General features: G+C 40.4%; 19 protein-coding genes. 1 reads left to right on the forward strand and 18 read right to left on the reverse strand.

What is annotated here, in order from left to right; all coding sequences use genetic code 11:
- Nucleotides 1-105: 105 nt before the first annotated feature.
- From L1765_RS04970 to L1765_RS05030, 13 genes are all read right to left on the reverse strand, one after another.
- Nucleotides 106-726: a redox-sensing transcriptional repressor Rex gene (locus tag L1765_RS04970; protein ID WP_236405550.1), complete on the reverse strand. Its 621-nt coding sequence runs from the start codon at nt 724-726 to the stop codon at nt 106-108.
- A 378-nt stretch (nt 727-1,104) separates the two neighbouring features.
- Nucleotides 1,105-1,980 carry a ComEC/Rec2 family competence protein gene (locus L1765_RS04975; protein WP_236405551.1) on the reverse strand — a complete coding sequence of 292 codons (876 nt, stop codon included), beginning with the start codon at nt 1,978-1,980 and terminating at the stop codon, nt 1,105-1,107.
- A 74-nt stretch (nt 1,981-2,054) separates the two neighbouring features.
- The gene (locus L1765_RS04980) at nt 2,055-3,446 is read right to left on the reverse strand and encodes a tetratricopeptide repeat protein (RefSeq protein WP_236405552.1); all 1,392 of its coding nucleotides are present in this window, start codon (nt 3,444-3,446) and stop codon (nt 2,055-2,057) included.
- Between the two features lie 69 nt (nt 3,447-3,515).
- Nucleotides 3,516-3,899 (reverse strand): aspartate 1-decarboxylase, encoded by a 384-nt coding sequence (gene panD, locus L1765_RS04985; RefSeq protein WP_236405553.1) that lies wholly within the window; start codon nt 3,897-3,899, stop codon nt 3,516-3,518.
- On the reverse strand, nt 3,899-4,744 hold the full coding sequence (panC, locus tag L1765_RS04990) for a pantoate--beta-alanine ligase (RefSeq protein WP_236405554.1): 846 nt from the start codon (nt 4,742-4,744) through the stop codon (nt 3,899-3,901). Before panC ends, panD begins: the two co-directional genes overlap by 1 nt.
- A complete protein-coding gene (panB, locus tag L1765_RS04995; RefSeq protein ID WP_236405555.1) occupies nt 4,741-5,613 on the reverse strand; it encodes a 3-methyl-2-oxobutanoate hydroxymethyltransferase in 873 nt (290 codons plus the stop codon). The genes panC and panB overlap by 4 nt, the downstream gene beginning before the upstream one ends.
- Before the next feature lie 454 nt (nt 5,614-6,067).
- Nucleotides 6,068-7,036, reverse strand: a complete 969-nt coding sequence (locus L1765_RS05000; protein ID WP_236405556.1) for a biotin--[acetyl-CoA-carboxylase] ligase — start codon at nt 7,034-7,036, stop codon at nt 6,068-6,070.
- Nucleotides 7,029-8,243 carry a CCA tRNA nucleotidyltransferase gene (locus tag L1765_RS05005; protein ID WP_236405589.1) on the reverse strand — a complete coding sequence of 405 codons (1,215 nt, stop codon included), beginning with the start codon at nt 8,241-8,243 and terminating at the stop codon, nt 7,029-7,031. Before L1765_RS05005 ends, L1765_RS05000 begins: the two co-directional genes overlap by 8 nt.
- Nucleotides 8,244-8,295: 52 nt before the next feature.
- A complete protein-coding gene (gene bshA / locus L1765_RS05010) occupies nt 8,296-9,417 on the reverse strand; it encodes an N-acetyl-alpha-D-glucosaminyl L-malate synthase BshA (protein ID WP_236405557.1) in 1,122 nt (373 codons plus the stop codon).
- Nucleotides 9,418-9,432: 15 nt separating this feature from the next.
- Nucleotides 9,433-10,173, reverse strand: a complete 741-nt coding sequence (gene bshB1, locus L1765_RS05015; RefSeq protein ID WP_407942200.1) for a bacillithiol biosynthesis deacetylase BshB1 — start codon at nt 10,171-10,173, stop codon at nt 9,433-9,435.
- Nucleotides 10,127-10,558 (reverse strand): methylglyoxal synthase, encoded by a 432-nt coding sequence (locus L1765_RS05020; RefSeq protein ID WP_236405559.1) that lies wholly within the window; start codon nt 10,556-10,558, stop codon nt 10,127-10,129. The genes bshB1 and L1765_RS05020 overlap by 47 nt, the downstream gene beginning before the upstream one ends.
- A gap of 15 nt (nt 10,559-10,573) precedes the next feature.
- Nucleotides 10,574-11,377 carry a 4-hydroxy-tetrahydrodipicolinate reductase gene (dapB, locus tag L1765_RS05025; protein WP_329609990.1) on the reverse strand — a complete coding sequence of 268 codons (804 nt, stop codon included), beginning with the start codon at nt 11,375-11,377 and terminating at the stop codon, nt 10,574-10,576.
- A gap of 148 nt (nt 11,378-11,525) precedes the next feature.
- Nucleotides 11,526-11,867 carry a nucleotide pyrophosphohydrolase gene (locus L1765_RS05030; RefSeq protein WP_236405561.1) on the reverse strand — a complete coding sequence of 114 codons (342 nt, stop codon included), beginning with the start codon at nt 11,865-11,867 and terminating at the stop codon, nt 11,526-11,528.
- 89 nt (nt 11,868-11,956) lie between these two features.
- On the opposite strand from L1765_RS05030, the gene L1765_RS05035 reads away from it, so the two are divergent.
- On the forward strand, nt 11,957-12,826 hold the full coding sequence (locus L1765_RS05035) for a YitT family protein (RefSeq protein ID WP_268928722.1): 870 nt from the start codon (nt 11,957-11,959) through the stop codon (nt 12,824-12,826).
- A gap of 98 nt (nt 12,827-12,924) precedes the next feature.
- Here the strand turns inward: L1765_RS05035 and L1765_RS05040 are convergent, their stop codons facing one another.
- The 5 genes from L1765_RS05040 to qcrB all read right to left on the reverse strand — a co-directional run bounded on the left by L1765_RS05040 (nt 12,925) and on the right by qcrB (nt 16,107).
- On the reverse strand, nt 12,925-13,611 hold the full coding sequence (locus L1765_RS05040) for a zinc metallopeptidase (protein WP_236405562.1): 687 nt from the start codon (nt 13,609-13,611) through the stop codon (nt 12,925-12,927).
- 47 nt (nt 13,612-13,658) lie between these two features.
- A complete protein-coding gene (locus tag L1765_RS16180; protein WP_407942202.1) occupies nt 13,659-13,907 on the reverse strand; it encodes a sporulation protein YpjB in 249 nt (82 codons plus the stop codon).
- Nucleotides 13,900-14,487 carry a DUF1405 domain-containing protein gene (locus L1765_RS05045; RefSeq protein ID WP_236405563.1) on the reverse strand — a complete coding sequence of 196 codons (588 nt, stop codon included), beginning with the start codon at nt 14,485-14,487 and terminating at the stop codon, nt 13,900-13,902. Before L1765_RS05045 ends, L1765_RS16180 begins: the two co-directional genes overlap by 8 nt.
- Nucleotides 14,488-14,611: 124 nt before the next feature.
- Nucleotides 14,612-15,394: a menaquinol-cytochrome c reductase cytochrome b/c subunit gene (locus L1765_RS05050; protein WP_236405564.1), complete on the reverse strand. Its 783-nt coding sequence runs from the start codon at nt 15,392-15,394 to the stop codon at nt 14,612-14,614.
- A 41-nt stretch (nt 15,395-15,435) separates the two neighbouring features.
- The gene (gene qcrB / locus L1765_RS05055; protein ID WP_236405565.1) at nt 15,436-16,107 is read right to left on the reverse strand and encodes a menaquinol-cytochrome c reductase cytochrome b subunit; all 672 of its coding nucleotides are present in this window, start codon (nt 16,105-16,107) and stop codon (nt 15,436-15,438) included.
- Nucleotides 16,108-16,109: the final 2 nt, after the last annotated feature.

Raw genomic sequence — 16,109 nt, forward strand, 5'->3', positions numbered from 1 at the left:
TTTCCTTTATTTTTGTCACAAATTAGGGAAATTATGATTTCTTAGCCGAAATAAAAAACCTTTCTGGAAAGAGTAACTTTCCAAAAAGGTCTTTTGGGATTGAAATTATTCCAGATAATAGGCCAAGCTGTGAAGCTCGGTCGTAAAATCAGCATGATGGATCCGGACTTTTCCAGTGTTTCTCAAACTGACCGGGGCAAAATTAAGGATTCCTTCAATCCCCGCTTCAACAAGTATTTCTGCTACTTTTTGGGCCTCGGGAGCAGGGACTGCAATGATCCCGACGCGGATTTTTTTCTCCTTCACGGTTTCAGGTATGGCTTCTACAGGAAGAATGGTCAACCCAGCAATTTTCGTTCCTATTTTTTGGGGATCTGCATCAAAAATGGCGACAATTTTCATATTATCCTTCTGATAAACATTATAATTACTTAATGCATGTCCTAAATGGCCAGCACCTACCAAGCATACATTAATGATCTGGTCCAATTTTAAAATCTGCTTGATTTTCTCTATGAGATACTGAACCTCGTAACCAATTCCTTTCCTTCCGAATTCGCCAAAATAAGCCAAGTCCTTTCTGATTTGAGCCGGATTAATGTCTAATTTTTGCCCCAATTCCTGAGATGAAACGGTTTTAATCCCCATATTTTGCAAATGGACAAGAAATCGCAAGTAAATGGGCAGACGGCGAATGACCGCCTCAGATATATTGACTGTTTTCATGAAAAAACCCCTTCCCAGCCACATTTTTCTAATCCCTATTTTTCTATATAGACGGAACTAAACATACATGACCCGCAGGGTCACAAATTGATATGAAAAGGTATTTTCATATCAAAGAATTCACTAAGGACTGCCTTCGAGTTCGTACGAAGCTGCAAGGCTAAAGAACGGAACCTAGCCCTCAAACTGACTCCACCTTTGAAATACCCAGATGTTTTTGAGGGCTCCGTTCATTAGACTTAAAGCGGACCTGAATCACTTCTTGCTCGAACTCGACTAGCGGACGTGTGAATCTTTGATATGAAAATAACATTTTCATATCAATTTGTGACCCGTAGGGTCATGTAAGTTTAGTTCCACATCTAAAGAATACGATAACTAATTTGAATTTTCCTTCTTTTCAACAATATAATCCTTTCCGTCACTAATAATGGAAACGGACCCATCTCTGGAAATTTGGTAAACATCCATCCATGATTCGTTTAAACGTTCCAAGACTTCTTCATTTCTTTCAAACGTTTCTACCGCGGGAAAAACAACGGCCATAAAGGCATCCACTTCCTGCAAAAATTCAGGGGTAGAGGATTGAATACTACCCATATCAGAAACTTTTAGTATACTTGACTTAAGATCATACTTTTCTACCAATTTTTTTTCCGTATCTTCATCAATACCACTTGTAAAAAGAATTGATACTTCTCCATGAATCAGTTGAAATACCAGGGAATTTCCTTGGGGATTATTGGAATACGGTTCATCCGGACTTAAGATTTTTATTTTCACGTTATTGGCAATGTTTATGATATCCTCTGCAAATAAAGCTTTCTTTTCAATTTCTGGGGTAAAACCAATTTTTCCCATGATATCTTTTTTAAACAGTTCAGCATACATGATTTTCTTGATTGGCCACTTTTTTAATAATACAACGATATTTCCAGTATACTCCTCTGAATCGTTTGTCGCAATCAATATGTCTATTTCACTTACACGATTTCTGATCAATTCCTCGATAAGTTGATTTTCATAGCCTTTAGTACCAGTATCAATCAGCATCGTGAATCCATCATCCATTTGAACCAGAGTCGCTTCTCCTCTCCCCACATCGAGAAAAGTTACTTTCATTTCCCCAAAGGGGATCTGTTCTTGATTCTCTTTTACCGCTGATACAGTGGGTAAGTGGGAATCTATATTTCCGCGTCCTGCCAATAAGAATATGACAAGAATTAAAATATTTCCAAATATTATTTTTTTCAAGCCTTTTCATCCTTTCATAAGATGTGCTCTGATAATACCATATGATATAAGCGAAAAAAAACGATGGGATTTTTCTATCCCATCGTCATTAATTTCTCCCATTCCTGTATCGCCTCTGAAAAGCGCTTCATTTGATAATAACAGTATCCCTTGAAAAGATATCCTTCCCTTATATTCGGGTCTTTCTGCACTGTATCTGAAAAGAGCTGCAGGGCATCTTCAAGGAATCCCTGCTGAAGTTTAATCTTCCCATATTGCAGTAAAACCAGTGGGTGGGATTCTAATGTTTGATCTGATAGTGAATGAATGAACTCTTCCGCCTCCTTCAGGAGACCCATTTTCAGGTAAATCATAATTTTTGCAGCAAAAGCCAAGGAAAGGTTTGGTTGAAGATTGATCAATTTCTCCATTACCTTCATCGCATGATGAAAATCGTTCATTTGAAATAAAATCCATCCATATGAAAAAAGAATATCTTCATCTCTTGGATTTAAACTGATTGCTTTCTTCATGATTAAAACACCTGTTTCTTTATTTCCCAATAACCATGCATGCCAGCCCAAATAATGATGCGCCGTTGGATTACCCGGATCAATTTCCACCCACTTTTGAGACAAAAAAGAAGCCAGTTGATAATTTTTCTTGTCGGAAAAATATAATATGGCTCTTTTTAATAGATATGGATCACAAATTTCCTTTAATAATTGATTCCATAATCCATTCACATATTTATGCTGACCCAAAGCTTCATGAATGGAGATGAGAAGCATGTATCCTCCAAGGTCTTCCGGACAAATTTGGATAAACTGATCAACTTCCCTTAGGGCCGGATCATATTCTCTCATCAAAAATAACGTGAGGGCTTTGTTATACAAGGACTCCGCATTGTTATTCAGAATCTCTTCAGCCTTGGAAAAATGAAATAATGCTTCTTCAAATTGTTGTTTTTGTCCGTATATACAGCCCAGTGCATTATGGGTAAAACCTTGTATTTTCTCATCATTTGAGGTTTGATGCAATATTGTGAAATGTCGCAAAGCTTCTACTGTTTGCTCAATAAGTAAATAGCTATAGGCCAAATACAATCTAGCCAGTTCTAATTCTGGCCAATCCTGAACCACTTCTTCCAGATACTTAATTGCGTCTTCATACATGAATAGCTGAAAGTAACCCAGTCCCTTTCGATACGGAATATTTTCAGAAAAAGAGGGGAGTAAATTCCAATTTATATCCAAAACTTTATCAGATGGTTCATGGATAGGTTGTGCAGCAGGAACAATTTTTTCCTGAACATTCCCTATTTTTTCTTCTAATAATAGCCATTTATCGAGTATTTCATCACTTAGAAGACGAAGGGATTGAAGTTTTTCACTTAACTCCTTCTTTTCGTTGCTGGAAGAGGAATTTATTTTTTGGTTAATTTCTTCAATGGCGTCAAAGAGGGTATTAAATAGATGTTGGACCAACAAGCTACCACCTACAATCCAATTCTCATTTACCCTCATTGTAACTCATTCTCTACTCAGTTATACAAACTAACGGATTTGACCATGAAGCTCTATACCCATCAGTTCCTCAATTTGATTTTTTTCTCCCATAATGGCAATCCGAGGTTGGTGCCTCTTGGCTTCTTCACTTGAAAGCATGCAATAGGAGATAATAATAACCGTATCCCCAGGTTGAACCAATCTGGCAGCCGCTCCATTCAAACAAACAACACCTGATCCCCTTGGTCCTGGGATTACATAAGTTTCCAGCCGCGCCCCATTATTATTATTCACCACTTGAACCTTCTCATTGGGTAATATGTCTACAGCATCCATAATCTCTTCATCAATCGTAATGCTGCCTACATAATGAAGATTTGCTTCTGTAACGGTGGCACGGTGTATTTTTGATTTCATCATGGTTCTAAACATCACGACACCTCCTGTAAAGACATGATCAGATTATCGATCAATCTGGTCTTTCCAAATTTTACCGCCAAGGCAATAATAAATCTTCCTTCCAATCGCTTTAACGTTTGGAGAGAGGGATAGCTGAGGACTTCTACATATTCAATCTCAGCCAGTGGTTTCGATCCAATTAAAGATCGGATATGATTTATGACAGCCCTTATATCCCTTTCTCCCTCCTCTATGAACCTCCTTGCTTCCTTTAAGCTTTGCGATAATACAAGAGCTTGTTCCCTTTCTTCGGGAGAAAGATAGACATTTCGAGAACTCAATGCCAACCCGTCCTTTTCCCGGATAATGGGACAAGGGATAATCTTGACGGGAAAATTCAAATCATTGACCATCTGCTGAATAACGGCAACCTGCTGTGCATCTTTCAAGCCAAAAAAAGCGTAGGTAGGCTGAACGATGTGAAATAATTTGGACACTACCGTAGCTACTCCATCGAAATGACCGGGCCGGGAAGCCCCGCATAATCTTTCAGTTACCGACGAAACGTGGACCGTGGTAAAGGATTTGTCAGGGTACATCTCACTGACAGAAGGGGCAAAAACAACATCCGCTCCTGCATCTTGAGCCATCTGGCAATCCCGGTCAAAGTCACGGGGATATCGGTCAAAATCTTCATTAGGTCCAAATTGAAGAGGATTCACAAAAATACTCATGACGACATGCTCGGATATTTTTTTTGCTTCATTCACCAAGCTGAGATGTCCCTCATGTAAATAACCCATGGTGGGAACAAGTCCGATATTTTTTTTGTCCTGAAGAAATTCCCTCAAACTCTTAATATCATGAACGATCTTCATTTTTGGTTTCCTCCGTATAATGCTACGTCCTTTGTTCCCATTTTGTCGTTTGTTCCATAGTCAGCTGAAAAAGAATGCGTCAATTCAGGGAATTTTCTTTCCCGCACCTCTTTTGCATATAATTCGATAGCTCCCTTCACTTGTTCACCAACAGATGCATAGGGCTTGACAAATTTCGGAGATAAATTGCTTCCATATTGCAAAATATCGTGAAACACCAATACCTGTCCATCACAATAGGGACCCGCTCCAATACCTATGGTTGGGATCATTAATTGGTTTGAAATCTCTCTTGCCAATTGGTAGGGGACACATTCCAAAACAACGGAAAACACACCGGCTTCTTCTAACAACAAGGCATCCTCTATCAGCCTTTTTGCCTCTTCCTCATTTTTCCCCTGTACTTTATAGCCTCCCAATTGGTTAATGGATTGAGGAGTAAGACCTATATGGCCCATCACCGGAATTCCTGCCTTTACACAGGCTTCTACCATGGGAAGGATGTCTTTTCCCCCCTCCATTTTTATCGCCGTTGCTCCTCCATCCTGCAAAAGTCTTCCTGCGTTTTGAAGGGTCTTATCAATCGTACCATGATAGCTTAAAAAAGGCATGTCGCTTACGATCAAAGGATTTCGGGCTCCCCGACAAACAGCTCGGGTATGGTGAACCATATCATCTAAGGTAACCGGAATGGTGGAATCATATCCCAACACTACCATGCCCAAAGAATCTCCCACCAATATCACGTCAACACCCGCTTGTTCCGATAAGAGAGCAGACGGATAATCATAAGCAGTAACCATCACAATTGGTTTTTTTTCTATCTTCATTTTTTTCAGCGTACTTGTTGTTACCCCTTTTTTTCCCATAATACCCCTCCTGTCCCGCTCTGATCGATGGACTTACACCACTAATCTCCCTACTACAAGGTGGAACTAGGGATTCACACGTCCACTAGTCGAATTCGTCCAAAAAGTGATTCATGTCCGTTTCGAGTCTAAAGAACGGTGCCCTCAATAACATCTGGGAATTTCGATGATGGAGGCATCAGTTTTAGTGACATTTAGCCATCCGATAAAGGAAACTTAATATGCCTTCTTCCCGAGGGAAGAAGGCATAATTATTCTGAATGATTCCATTATCCTTCTGTCTCGGTCCATTATTGGCTCAGAGCAGATTCATTTTATCAAATTTCGGAAATTTACATCTGGTCAATATCAGTAAAAGCTCCACTTCAAATATCTCACTTTTAGACTGGTGTAGTTCCTGATGGGATACTACCCTTGTCAAAAATATATCACAAATTTGTCACATTTTAAATGGTTAAATTTCAATGTCAGCAGAATAAATCCGATGAATCTTTTCTTCACGATCCTGAAGGAGAAGATAACCCTCATCATCAATTCCCAAGGCCTTGCCAAAGAGTGAACCATTAATTGTTCGAGCTTCAATATACTCCCCGATGGAAATGGCATTGGTTTCCCACAAGGTTTTAATCGGAGAAAACCCGATCTCCAGATAAAGATGATACAATTGCTCAAAGTTTTCCAAAATCGCTTGTACCAATTTAGAACGAGAAATACGCTGTCCAGATGTGATGTATAAGGATGTGGCCTTGTCTTTAATTTCTGAAATGAAATCTGACTCTTTCTGATTCACATTTATTCCGATACCAATGATGAGATAATTAATCTTGTCTGCTTCCGCATTTAATTCAGTTAAAATTCCGCAAACCTTCTTTCGATTCACCAAAATATCATTAGGCCATTTTATCACCGGATCCAATATAGGATAAATTTTACGGATTCCCTTAATCACGGCAACAGAGGTAAGGAGGGTAAACTGCGGCGCTTGAAATAAAGAAATCGGCGGACGTAAAATTAGGCTCATCCATATCCCGCTGCCGGGCGGGGATTGCCATGCCCGGCCTAGTCTTCCCTTTCCGCCTAATTGTTCATCGGCAATTACAACAGTTCCTGATGGCGCTCCTTCCTTTGCCAAATGCTGGGCTTTGAACTGGGTAGAATCTACTTGGTGAAAATACGCCACTTTCTTACCAATCATAGAAGTATTCAAGTTTGCCTTTATTTCTTCTGCCAATAAGGTATCCGGGGATTTAACCAACCGATAACCAGATTTTTTAACTGCTTCAAACTGATATCCTTCCTTACGTAGTTCCTCGATATGTTTCCAGACAGCCGTACGGGAACAATTTAACAGCTGGCTCAGCTTTTCCCCAGAGAGAAACTCTCCATCAGCTTCTTTAAACAATCTTAATATTTCTTCACGCATTCCCTTCCTCCTTCAACCACCTGACCGCTTGTTCCAATAACGGTAATCTTTCATTCTTCAACTCCTTATTCATCACTTTAACCAATAGTTTGTGCAAAATTTCTCCGATCCAAGGGCCGGAGGATCTTCCACTCAGTGACAAAAGATCCGATCCGTCAATGGCCAGTTGGGAGGTTGTCCAAATTGGATTCTTGCTCAAGAAACTATTCCACTGGTCAATAATATCAATATGGTTTGTGATATTCCCATATAATTTAACGGCGGTATTCATATGATTCAATCCTGCAGCAGATAATCCCTCAATAAAGCTTCTGCCGTTTCTGACATATTCATAGCTGGTAACAATTCCAACCCATTCTTTACGCCATAAATTAGGAAATTTTAGTTCCCTCGCCAACTGATTCACTTCCTCAACACTCATGGAACTTAAAATAGACAAGCAGGCCATTCTTTCCAACAGCGTATAGGTTTTAAAATGATGATATAGTGATGGGCGAAGGGGGCTGGAAATCATTTTTAACAAAAGTTTCCAATAAGAAAAAAACGAACCCTCATTTAGCTGCAGTAAGCCATGATTGACGTACTCACCCATCAAGAGCTTGACCAATTCATCCCGAATGCGCTCTATGGAAATTTGTGTAATGTTTTTTTTGCTAAAAATCATGGATTTCCAGGTTTTCTCCTCAATCTTTAAACCTAATTGAGAGGAAAACCGAATTGCCCTCAGAATTCGAAGAGCATCTTCTTCAAAACGTTTATATGATTCCCCAACCGTTCGGATAATCCCTGCATCAAGATCCTTTCTACCTTCAAAGGGATCTATCCATTTACCATCAATGTCTAATGCCATAGCATTCATTGTAAAATCCCTGCGCGAAAGATCTGCATATATATGACTAACAAAAGTAACTTCTTTCGGTTTTCTATAATTTTCGTATTCTGTCTCCTGGCGAAAAGTGGTAACTTCAAAAGGAATATCTCCCCAAATGACTGTTACTGTTCCATGCCTGATCCCCGTAGGTATCGTCTTTGGAAAAATATTTTCAATCTCTTGAGGCTTGGCATTGGTTGCAATATCGATATCGTGAATTTCTCTGCCAAGATATTTGTCCCTAACACAACCGCCCACAAAATAACCTTGAAAACCATGTTCTTGTAAATGAATAATCAGTTCTTTTGCCTTTTGTTCCATATATGATTCATGCATCACAAAAACGCCTTTCTTGCAGAATGGAATAGCATGACATTTATTCAAATGGTTAAGTTTTTAAAGTGAGCCGATGATATAGTTGTTCATACTGATCAACGATATCATCCTGACAAAAGTAATGGTAACATCTGTTGATGGAAGCATTTCCCATTTTCTCCCTCAGTTTATCGTCTGATAATAATATGAGAGCATATTTAGCCATTAATTGTACATTTCCTACTGGAGCAAGGAAGCCTGTTTTTTCATGAACAATCACTTCAGGCAATCCTCCGGCATTGGCTCCAATTACAGGAAGCCCGCAAGCCATGGCTTCAAGGGCGACTAATCCAAAACTTTCTTTTTCCGAAGGCAAAAGAAGAATATCTGCCATAGAAAGGACTTGACTTACATCCTCTTGCTTGCCTAAAAAGATGATATCATTTTCAAGCTTTAATTGATAAACCAACTCTCTAATTTTCGGAAGTTCAGGGCCTTCGCCGATTAAGACCAATTTGGCCAGGTGTTCCCTTCTCACGATCTCAAATGTTTTTACAACATCTGATACCCTTTTGACCGGCCTGAAATTAGAAATATGAATCAATATTTTCTCTCCATGTGGAGCATACTCCCGTTTTAAATCTTCAGCCTCCCGCCTATAATATAATCTCTTGTCTACAAAGTTATAGATCAATTCTATATCCCGATTTATTTGTAACAGATCTCTAGTTTCTTGTATTAAACTCCTGGATACGGCGGTGACCGCATCGCTTTTTTCAATGCCAAAGCGGATCAGGCTGCTTAAATTATGGTCATAACCAAGTACCGTAATATCTGTCCCGTGAAGGGTGGTAACCACTTTAAGGGAATCTCCCACCATTTGTTTTGCCAAAATGGCGGAAATGGCATGGGGTACGGCATAGTGAACATGAAGAAGATCGAGCCCTACCATTTGAGCAACCTGGGCCATTTTACTAGCCAAACTTAAATCATATGGTGGATATCGAAAGACGGAGTAATCGTTTACTTCTACTTCATGGTAATAAATATTTCGATAAAATTTCCCCAAGCGAAAAGGAATCCCTGATGTTATAAAATGAACGCAATGACCCCGTTCTGCCAGGATTTTCCCCAACTCAGTAGCTACCACTCCGGAACCTCCCAAAGTTGGATAACAAGTGATACCGATATTCATGAGTCGCACCCTTTTCTACTCAAATAAGCCTTTTATTAGTACAGGTTTCTCATAGAAAAATCCTTCTCCATAAGTGACACCTGCCTGATGTCCAAATAACCGGTCTCTGCTTTCTACCCTTTCTATATACCCATTATTTAACGGAGTTGAAACCTCGCCCATTTTCTTCAAAAATTGGCTTTGATAAGCTTCTAAAGCCGCCTTTTTTTTATGAAAGGTATTGGTCACGTCCATCACCAGATCAGGAGTTTCAATCTGGTGAATCAAATAATAAAATATGTTCTTCGGACGAAAGGGGGGAAGATCATTATTTACCTCAAATTTAGCTAATCCGGCATTAAAAACAGCTTCTTTTACCAAATAATGACAAGCAACATGATCAGGATGTCTGTCTTTGGAAAAAGGGGCAAAGACATGAGTGGGACGATAAGAGCGTATGATTTCCACTATTTGCGAAATAAATGACGGATGAACAAAAAAGCCTCTGTCCGGAAATCCAAGTTGTAATCGGGTATTAACTCCAAGAAGATCGGCCGCCTTCTTCGCCTCACTTTCTCTAATTTCTAATGTCCCATTGGATGAAAGTTCTGCTCGAGTGAGATCGCAAATCCCTACCTTCCATCCCATTTCACTATAATGGGCCAAAGTTGCTCCCATTCCTATTTCCACATCATCTGGATGAGCCCCGAAGGCCAAAATATCCAATTCCTTATTCAAGGTTATGACTTCCCTCCCCTTTATACTTGTGGACCACATCCCTCCAGGAGAACTCTCCCCTCTCCAAAGCTTTGATTAACAATTCAGCGGTTGCAATATTCGTAGCTACCGGAATGCTGTGCACATCACAAAGTCTGAGAAGAGCAAGGATATCCGGTTCATGGGGTTGAGCAGTCAAAGGATCCCTTAAAAAAATAAGCAAGTCCATGCTATCCTCTGCAATCATCGCACCAATTTGCTGGTCACCTCCCAAAGGGCCAGACAAATAACGATGAATCGTTAATCCTGTCTGTTCCATTATACGAAGGCCTGTTGTTCCGGTTGCGTAAAGGGTGTGTTTTCCCAAAATATGTTTATAGGCAATAGAGAAATGAACCAGTTCCATTTTTTTTTCATCATGGGCAATTAAGGCAATATTCATCATTCTTCCTCCTGCTTATCAATCCATAATATTTTCTAGTCCGTACACTAACCCATGAAGTTCCATTACTTTTTTGATTGCCAGATTTACCCCAGGCATAAATCCTTCCCTGTGAATTGAATCATGCCTAATAGTAAGGGTTTGTCCAAGACTTCCAAAAATCACTTCCTGATGGGCTACAAGTCCTGGGAGTCGGACACTATGTATACGAAATCCGTCCATATATCCTCCACGGCTTCCTTCAATTAATTCCTTTTCATTTGGTTGCCCCTGTTTCAGCTCGTTACGGACTTTCCTGATTAATTCTGCTGTCTTGATCGCGGTTCCTGAAGGAGCATCCAGTTTCTGATCATGATGAAGCTCAATAATCTCTACGTGAGGCATGTATTTGGCCGCCATTTCTGAGAATTTCATCATCAATACCGCACCTATCGCAAAGTTTGGTGCCACCAAGGCACTGATTCCACTCTCTCTGCACAGTTTGTCCAATTCGGATAATTCATCGTGGGAAAGACCTGTCGTCCCAACAACCGGATGAACTCCTGACGCAATGGCGACCTCCATATTCCTTTTGACGACATGAGGAGTGGTAAAATCAACCATAACCTTTGCCTTTGATTCTAATAGGGCAATCTCCAATTGATCCTGAATTTTCACACCTAAGGTCCCCAATCCTAAAATTTCACCAATATCTTCACCTACATGCTTGGCATCGATGGCAGCAGCTAACGTTAGTTCCGGATCTCTTACCACCATTTTCACAACTTCCTGTCCCATTCTACCCAGAGCACCTGTTACAGCAACACGAACTGTATTCAACATATTTACCTCCTTGTAATAAGAGTATTTGCTTCGTTTCATTCTCCTATTGCAGCGGAACTAGAGATTTCGCTACGAGCGTGTAGATGTTTAGTTCCGCATCTATAGAATAATTATACTGTAATAAAGATTTTACCGCTGTACAAGTCAATTAATGATCTCTCACTATTCTTGTCCACCTATTTGCATCCCTCGTATTATACTTATCCATCATTTGATAAAAAGCCGTCTCCAAATCTATTTGAAGGGAATTAGCAAAGCAGACGATAATAAACATACAGTCGGCAAGCTCCATAGAAAGGCTTGATTCCGCTTCTGTCGGTTTCTTTTTTTTGTGTCCAAACTGATGGGTAACTTCCCTCGCTAATTCTCCTACTTCTTCGGCCATTCTGGCCATTAGTTCAAGGGGAGGAAAGTAACCTTCCTTAAATTGAGTGATATATTGATCTACCACTTGCTGCATTTCCCTTATGGTTAATTCTTTATTCTCCATCCTTCACCCTCCTCTGCCACCATCATAAGGTTGATTTTGCCAAAATGCAAACGATATAATACTTTTGTTACATAGAAAGAAGGGGTTATATGGACATTTTAAAAAAAATAAAGGGAAAAAACATCCTTGCCATTCTTCTAGGTACAGCTATCTTTTCATTCGGCATTAATTATTTTACAATTGCTAATCAATTGGCTGAAGGGGGATTTACCGGAATAACCCTCTTGCTCAAATACGTTTTTAACTTCGATCCGGCCATTTCAAATCTTATTCTTAACCTGCCGTTATTTTTTATCGGCTGGAAGATATTGGGTAGGGTTACAATGATCTATACTATCATTGGAACCTTATCCGTATCCTTATTCCTCTGGCTGTTTTCCAGTTTCCAAGATCCGATTCCCAATGATCTGTTGTTGGCCGCCCTTTATGCGGGAGTAACAGTAGGATTTGGACTGGGAATTGTTTTCCGTTTTGGTGGCACCACTGGCGGCGTTGATATTATCGCGCGGCTGGCGCACAAATATTTGGGATGGAGTATCGGGAGAACCATGTTCCTCTTTGATTTTGCCGTAATTACACTTTCTCTTATCTACTTGGACAGAGAAAGGGCCATGTATACATTGGTGGCTGTCTTTGTCGGGGCAAGGGTGATTGATTTTGTCCAAGAAGGAGCCTATGCTGCCAAAGCCTGCATGATTATTTCCGACTCAGCCTCCGAAATTGCCGAAGAAATATTGCATTCAATGGAAAGAGGAGCCACCATGCTCAAAGGCCGCGGCGGTTATACCGGAATGGATCGGGAAGTTCTCTATTGTGTGATAAGCAGAGGTGAATTAATGAGGCTGAAAAGCATTGTACATTCCATTGATCCCCATGCTTTTGTCGTTGTAAGTGACGCCCATGATGTCCTCGGCGAAGGATTTACATTAGACGGAAATAAGATGCCAATTGAAAGGTAAAAGCGGATAAGATGTTTTTTTCATATGGACATAACAAAACATCCATGACCCTTCGAGTCATGGATGTTTTGTTATGATCTAAATAATCTAATGTTGACTTACTCCTCTTGAGAGTTGAAGATCAACAACAAACGGACCAATTCAAGGGCTGACATCAAAGCGCCGGCTACATAGGTTAATGCAGCCGCATTTAATACTTTTCTGGCTCCCCGTTCCTCTACATTACGAAGGATTCCCAAGGAAACCATCTGACTCATGGCCCGAGAGCTTGCATTAAATTCTACAGGTAAAGTGACGACCTGGAATAATAGGGCTGCGGTGAATAAAAGGATTCCCAACAGCATCAGCTTAGGACCAAAGAAAAATCCGGCAAGAAATAATGGGAATGCCGCCATAGAACCGATATTGGCAACAGGAAATAGAGAGTGACGAAAACGCAAGAAAGAATAATCCTGGGCATCCTGTAAGGCATGACCACATTCGTGAGCGGCAATGGCAGCGGCTGCCAAGGATCTCCCGTAATAATTTCCACTGGAAAGGCGAACCGTTTTATCCCTTGGATCATAATGATCTGTTAATGTTCCCGGAGTTTCTTCCACCCGAACATCATATAATCCGTTGGAGTCCAAGATTGCTCGTGCAATTTCAGCACCTGTTCGGTATGAGGAAGATTCTACCTCGGAATATTTGTTGTAAGCGGATCGGACTTTGAATTGAGCGTAAATCGCCAATGCTAAGGCAGGTAATACAATAATCATAGTTGGGTCCCAAAAGAAAAATGGCATAATGAACTCCTCCTTTTTTACATATTAAAATTTAGTAAAAAAGACCTTCACCAACGAGTGATGAAGGTCTTGCTTGACAATGTCAGACAAAGCCGGGTTAACAACCGTACTGACGACTTTGTCACCGAATCGCTTCGGCAGCTACTCCCCTTACAACAAAAATTATATTTGCTTGTATGTTTAATGTCAAGAAAGAGAGTTTTTTCACCTCTATATTTTCTCCATCCAACATAAGTTAATACCAGAATAATGGAAGAAGAAGCGCCGGCGATTAAAAACAGAATTTGATCATATATGTTTAGTTCCGAATCTAAAAATCATCCATATGCTAAAGAAACTTAATATAAGAGTTGCCCATCCGACTATATGGTCAAAGGGTTCCATAATTCCGGGAAGCCATGGATGAATATCCAATAAATAATCCATTCCATCATTCCACAACACCCATATTGAGGCAATCAGAAGATGTATTCCTTTAAACCGGTAATAAGGTGAATAAAGCAATGCTTCTATAGCCATTCCTCCATGGGAAAACATGAGCATGTAATCGGTAAAGACCAAGTTATCCCCCATGAGTGCTCCTGCCAGTATAATCCCCACAGCCCATATTCCGTATTTCACTTGGGTAACCGCTGCCAGGGCCTCAATAGTAGGAAAGTGCTTTCCTATGATGAAAAATAATAAGACCAGTGTAAATAAGCCGCTCGCAGTGGGACTGTCCGGAACAAAGAAACGTAACCATCCGGGTGAAGTGTTAATCAATTGATTTTTATACCAAATAAATCCATAGATGGTTCCTAGAAAATTAATGATAAATAGTGTCCATAAAAACCATTTCTTCATCAATGAAACCTTTAACCAATTCCAAATGCACATACAAGCATCCCCTATTCTCCTGACTTTTACAAATTTTATGTCCATTTTACCGTTTTTCATGGCGAAAAAAAAGCTGAATGCAGAAGCAATCAGCTTTTTTTATTGAAATGGAACTAAAAACGGATTATTTCTGGTTCGCTAAAAAGTCGGACAGCTTTTGCAAGTCGTCGTCTGAACCGGAGAATAAACCTCCAGGCATGGCTCCCCGTCCATCTGTGATAACTGCTTTAATCTCGTCGGCACTTAAACGTGAACCCACATCCTTTAAAGCTGGAATCCCTGCAGCCGGATTTCCCGACATGTCCGCCCCGTGACAACTTTGACAAGAAGCTTGGCTGGCCCAAACTTGTGCTCCGGGATCATCCGACACAATTACCTCGGCTTTTGGACTACCTGAGCCACCGGCAGCTTCCAGCTGTGCTTCATGTTCATCAATAGCAGCCCAAGACAAATAAAATATAGAGACAATCGCAAGGAGCATTAACGCAGTTGCAACCGGACGCTTGCTTGGCCGACGCTCTTTGCCCCTATCGAGCCATGGAGCCAATAAAAGAGCACCAAAGAAAAGTCCTGGAAAAACTACAGTTCCTAATACCGTATAATCTCCGGATACATATTTATACTTTAGAAATTGATATAAGAATAAGAAATACCAGTCTGGCAATGGAATATATGATGAATTCGTCGGGTCAGCCTTAGCTTCTAATGGCGGCTCTTCACTCACCGTTAAGATGAGAAAGCCCATTAAACCAACGACAGCGACCATCCACTCTTTCAACAGGAAATTCGGCCAAAAAGGCTCAGTTTTCCCTGGATATTCAGAATAATCTCTTGGTATATTAGGCACCCGCTTCGCAGGAACCCTTGAGTCACCTACATACTCAATATCTTTATCATGATGAGCCATTGCTTCTTTTACCCCCCTTATCTAATGGAGAATTTAATTTATTATAGTGGTCCTGAAATTCCCTGACGGCGAATCATAACAAAGTGCGCTCCCAGTAAGCCCATCAATGCACCTGGCAAGAAGAATACATGAATTGCAAAGAAACGGGCTAATGTTTGAGCACCAACTATATCACCACCAACAAGAAGCCTTTTTATAAATTCCCCAATGAAAGGGACTGTGCCGGCAATTTCCACGCCAACCTTTGTGGCAAAATAAGCCTTATTGTCCCATGGGAGAAGGTAACCTGTAAATCCAAGACCTAACATCACAAAGAAAATTAACATTCCAACAACCCAATTTAATTCACGAGGTTTCTTGTAAGCACCTTGGAAAAATACGCGAAGGGTATGTAAAAACATCATGACAATCACCAAGCTAGCTCCCCAGTGATGCATACCCCTTACAATCTGCCCAAAGGCCACTTCATTTGTGAGATATTTCACGCTGGCATGAGCATTAATAATGTCAGGTACATAGTACATGGTTAAAAACATTCCAGATAGGAATTGAATGACAGTAATAAAAAAGGTTAAACCGCCAAAACAGTATACAAAAGCGGAAAAGTGGTGGGCCGGATTTACATGTTCCGGCACTTCATGGTCGGCCATATCCCTCCATAAGGGGGTAATATTCAGGCGTTCATCCACCCAATCATACAGTTTAGAAAACATTT

The organism is Microaerobacter geothermalis, from assembly GCF_021608135.1.
Classification (GTDB): domain Bacteria; phylum Bacillota; class Bacilli; order DSM-22679; family DSM-22679; genus Microaerobacter; species Microaerobacter geothermalis.